This is a genomic window from Pedobacter sp. HMWF019, from assembly GCF_003061025.1.
In the GTDB taxonomy this organism is placed as follows: domain Bacteria; phylum Bacteroidota; class Bacteroidia; order Sphingobacteriales; family Sphingobacteriaceae; genus Pedobacter.
In genome coordinates, this window is sequence record NZ_QAIL01000622.1 from 1 (window position 1) to 4,626 (window position 4,626).

2 protein-coding genes and 1 riboswitch are annotated in these 4,626 nt (G+C 39.2%); both genes read left to right on the forward strand.

The genetic code is table 11. The annotated features are described in order from the left end of the window. Window positions 1-215: 215 nt before the first annotated feature. Complete coding sequence (locus DBR11_RS29280; RefSeq protein WP_108556052.1) at window positions 216-1,541, forward strand: alpha-L-fucosidase; 1,326 nt, start codon at window positions 216-218, stop codon at window positions 1,539-1,541. A gap of 162 nt (window positions 1,542-1,703) precedes the next feature. Continuing rightward, window positions 1,704-4,088 carry an outer membrane beta-barrel family protein gene (locus DBR11_RS29285; RefSeq protein ID WP_158275416.1) on the forward strand — a complete coding sequence of 795 codons (2,385 nt, stop codon included), beginning with the start codon at window positions 1,704-1,706 and terminating at the stop codon, window positions 4,086-4,088. Window positions 4,089-4,123: 35 nt separating this feature from the next. Next, window positions 4,124-4,316, forward strand: a riboswitch (cobalamin riboswitch). Window positions 4,317-4,626: the final 310 nt, after the last annotated feature.

Here is a 4,626-nt window from a genome sequence, read left to right on the forward strand (position 1 = left end):
ACGTGGGAGAGTAGGTCGGTGCCAAATCTTAAAGAAAGCCTGTAGTTAACACTACAGGCTTTTCTTGTTTATAAGCTTTTTGGGAAAGCTTGTTGGAGACGATTACAAGAATTCCATTAAAGGTGTTAGGAGATCATTCTGTTTTTCTTTAGATTTAGACATTGTGCTTGCTATTAAATCGCTGCTGATTGTCAACCTAACCAATTTTTATTCTAATGAGGAAAATACTGTTTATTGCCTTGATTTTTATGGGCCATCACCTCTCTGCCCAATCTTCCTATACGCCAAGTGCTGTGAATCTGGAAGCCAGAAAGTGGTTTACAGATGCCAGGTTTGGACTATTTATCCATTGGGGACCTTTTAGCATTCCTGGTAGCGGGGAATGGGTCATGAATGAGCGTAAGATCACCGTTAAAAATTATTCGCGTCTGGAGCAGTTTTTCAATCCTATTGACTTTAATGCACAGGAATGGGTGGCTTTGGCTAAGAATTCCGGCATGAAGTATATTACGCTTATTACAAGGCATCATGATGGTTTTAGTATGTGGGATACTAAATACTCTGACTTTAACATCATGAATACGCCTTATAAAAAAGATATTGTAAAAATGATAGCGGAGGAATGCCATAAACAAGGTATGAAGTTATTCCTGTATTATTCTTTACTAGACTGGAGAAGGGAAGACTATCCACATGAAACCGGAAGAACGGGACAGTTTAGCGGTCGGACAGGTAAAGGAAATTATGCAAGCTATCTGCAGTTCATGAAGAACCAGCTGACTGAGCTGCTGACCAATTATGGGGAGATTTCCGGGATATGGTTTGATGGCCATTGGGACCAGACTGCACCTGAGGGAGAAAAAGATCGTTCGTCCAGGATTGACTGGAAGTATGATGAAATTTATGGACTGATCCATAAACTGCAGCCTCAATGTATGATCGGGAATAATCACCACCTGAGTCCTTTTCCGGGGGAAGATTTTCAGATGTTTGAAAGAGATCTTCCTGGAGAGAATAAATCCGGACTGAGTTTTCAGGAAGCATCCCATTTGCCGCTGGAGGCATGTGAGACGATTAATGGTTCATGGGGTTTCAATTTAAGTGATACTACTTATAAAACACCAAAACAGCTGGTGGATTATCTGGTCCGTGCTGCCGCTCTGGGGGCTAATCTTTTACTAAATATTGGTCCAATGCCGAATGGAGATATTCAACCTGAATTTAAGGAGCGTTTACAGTTCATGGGAGATTGGCTGAAAACAAATGGAGAAAGTATATATGGAACAACCGCTGGGTATCTTAAGCCATCGTCCTGGGGTAGCCTGACTCAAAAAGGCAATAAAGTATATGTACATATTCTATCTGCAGAGGTGCAGATGGTTGAATTGCCGGATTTTCCTTTCAGAAAAATTAAAAAAGCGTATCTACTGAAGGATCATTCTGCAGTTAAGGTTGTCTTAAAAAATGCGAAGGTAACGATTTCGGCTGGTGCTGGAGACGGAGAACCAGACAGGATTGTTGTTCTGGAAACAGGGAGCTAGTTAAATTATATTATTGTATGCCGTTTTTTCTGTCGGCATGCAACAATTGTATATGATCTGTGTCTTATAGCTGGAATAACCACCAGGTAATTCTCAGATCGACCCATGATATTATTAAGTAAACGACTCTTTATTATTCCTCTCTTATTTAAGCTATTTGTTGTGCCTGCATTCGCCCAGCATAAAGAAGGTACGATTAAAGGTATTGTAGTAGATACAATTTCAGGTAAGTCTTTAGACTTTATGACGGTGGCTGTTAAAAAAGACAATGCCGTATCTCACTCAGCAGTTACAGCAGTGGATGGCCATTTTAAATTTGATCGGGTAAAACCTGGAAAGTATCAGCTCGTTGTTGCAGCAATAGGATATAATTCGAAGCAACTTACAGTGGAAATTACTGCTGCCCGGCCTCTGGTGGATTTGGGAAGTTTGCTGATGGTTCCATTAACTACCAATTTAAAGGAGGTATCTGTTCAGGGGAGCCGGCCGGTTATTAAACAGGAAGCCGATCGGATCAGTTATGATATACAGGCTGATCCGGAAAGTAAAGGGCTTACGGTCTTAGATATGATGCGTAAAGTACCTATGTTGTCATTAGATGCAGATGATAATATTAAATTGAAAGGTAGTGGGAATTATAAGATCTTAATTAACGGAAAGCCCTCCGGTATGGTGACGAGAAATCCTAAGGATGTATTGAGGAGTATGCCAGCCTCTTCGGTTCAGAAAATTGAAGTCATTACAACGCCTCCCGCTAAATACGACAGTGAGGGTTTGGCTGGTATTATTAATATTATTACCAATAAAAAGATTGATAATGGCTATAACGGAAGTTTGAATTTGCGTTATCAGACACCGGTTGGTGGTCCGGGTGGTGGTGGTTTTATTACCTTGAAAGAAGGTAGGTTTGGGGTTACAGCCTATGGTGGAACAGGATTTAATACCTCGCCCGAAACACAGAGATCAAATAGCAGGGTAACCACAGGAGAGAATCCTACTTCGCTGTTAACAGATGGTACCAGAAAATTTAATAATAATTATCGTTATGGTGGTGTTGAATTGAGCTATGAATTGGATAGCCTTAATTTGTTGAATTCAGAGTTGAATCCTTATGGAGGTTATAATAAATCTACGCTCAATCAACGGACGGAAATGTCGGGAGGAAATGCACCTATGCGATATGACATGCTGACCAATAGCAGATATGGGTGGAATGGTTTTGATGCTTCTTTGAACTTTCAACATGGTTTTAGGGGCAATAAGGACCGGCTACTCACTTTCTCTTATAAATACAGTTATAACGCTAATCCGCAGATAAATGACTTGAGTTTTAGCAACCGCGTTAATTACAGCGATCCAAACTATATTCAGAATAATGATGGCCGTTCCAGGGAACAGACTGTCCAGCTCGATTATGTACATCCTTTAAAAAAAATAAGTATTGAGGGTGGTGTAAAAGGTATTTTAAGAAATAGCGATAGCAATTTTGAATATAGGAGCTATGACGATGCAAGTGGATCGTATATCACAGATCCTGGCCGGACAAATAAGTTTAGCAACAGGCAGGCTGTTATAGGTGCCTATAATTCTTATGTCTATAACTTGGATGAATGGTCCTTTAAGGGGGGTGCGAGAATTGAGGGAACGCTTGTGAAAGCAGATTTTATAAGCAGTTCTTCAAATGTGAATACAGATTACTTCAACATCATACCGACGCTTTCTTTAAACCGTAAATTTAAGAACAGCACTAGTTTAAGTTTGGGCTTTACGCAACGGATACAAAGGCCGGACATTGAGACGTTGAATCCTTTTGTAGACAGATCGATACCAAGTATAGAGTCGACAGGAAATCCTGATCTTAAAGCTGTATTGAGCAATAATTTTGAACTGACCTATAGCAGATTCAAAAAAGGATCTGTGAACCTGGGAATGAGTTACCATTTTGCCAATAATACCATTCAGAATGTTTCGGTATATAATAGTACAACTGGGATTACTCAATCTACCTATTTAAATATTGGGAAAGATAAAGCGTTGACGTCTAACTTGAATATCAATTACCCGCTTACTGAGGAGTGGAACCTGAGTGTAAATGGTAATATAGGATATACCTGGCTGGAAGGTTCAATAGAAGGAGTGATTCAGAAAAACAGTGGTCTATCTGGATATGGTTATTTAAATACGGGTTATAAATTTAAAAAGGCCTGGAAAGCCAATGCCAGTTTTAATTATAATGCACCCGAAATTCTTTTGCAGGGAAAATCCAGTGCTTATACCTTTGTTTCCTTTAGCGGAAGTAAGGAGATCATTAAAGATAAACTGACCATTTCTGCGGGTATCAATAATCCTTTTTCCAAATTTCGCTATTATACCCGTTCTATTGAGGGAACTGATTTTAACCAATATTACCGGTCGCAAAACTATAACCGTTCTTTTATCCTTAGCTTAAACTGGCGTTTTGGTCAGTTAAAGGATGCCATTAAAAAGAGCCAGCGGAGCATTAAAAATGATGATACAAAAAGTAGTAGTGGAACTTCTGGCAGTTAGTAGTCAATGTTTTTAATTTTCTAATGGTTAATGCTTATCTTCGCGGCGCTTTTGGTTACTGGGCTAATACCTGGTATTAAAAGGGAATATGGTGGAAATCCGTAACTGTCCCGCAACTGTAAGCGCTTAAATGATTTTCAAATCTGGCCACTTTTACACATCCGGTGTGATGGGAAGGCTGAAAATCAGGCGTAAGTCAGGAGACCTGCCTTTAGCATTATGATTTCATAGCTTTCGGGGATTGAAGCTAGGATGAGACTTACGATTTCGTATTTCATTTCCTTGTTTAACTGTTTGCTGTGGGTTTAACTCACAACAAAAAATGGTAAAAAAGATAGTAGCCTTTGATAAAGGATACATGGCTTTTGTGTCAACTGATGCTTTATTTGTTGCGATAAATTTATCGCCTGTCTATTTTTTTGTCCCAAATTCCGTTGGCTGGTTAAAAACAGCAAAACATAAATAACATATTATAATGAAACACTTAAACATTAAACAACTTTTTATTGCAGTATTGCTTTTGACTACCGGTTTATAC

What these genes read in the sequence shown, in the direction of transcription:
- DBR11_RS29280 (WP_108556052.1), top strand. Translation starts at nt 216, where the DNA reads ATGAGGAAAATACTGTTTATTGCCTTGATTTTTATGGGCCATCACCTC.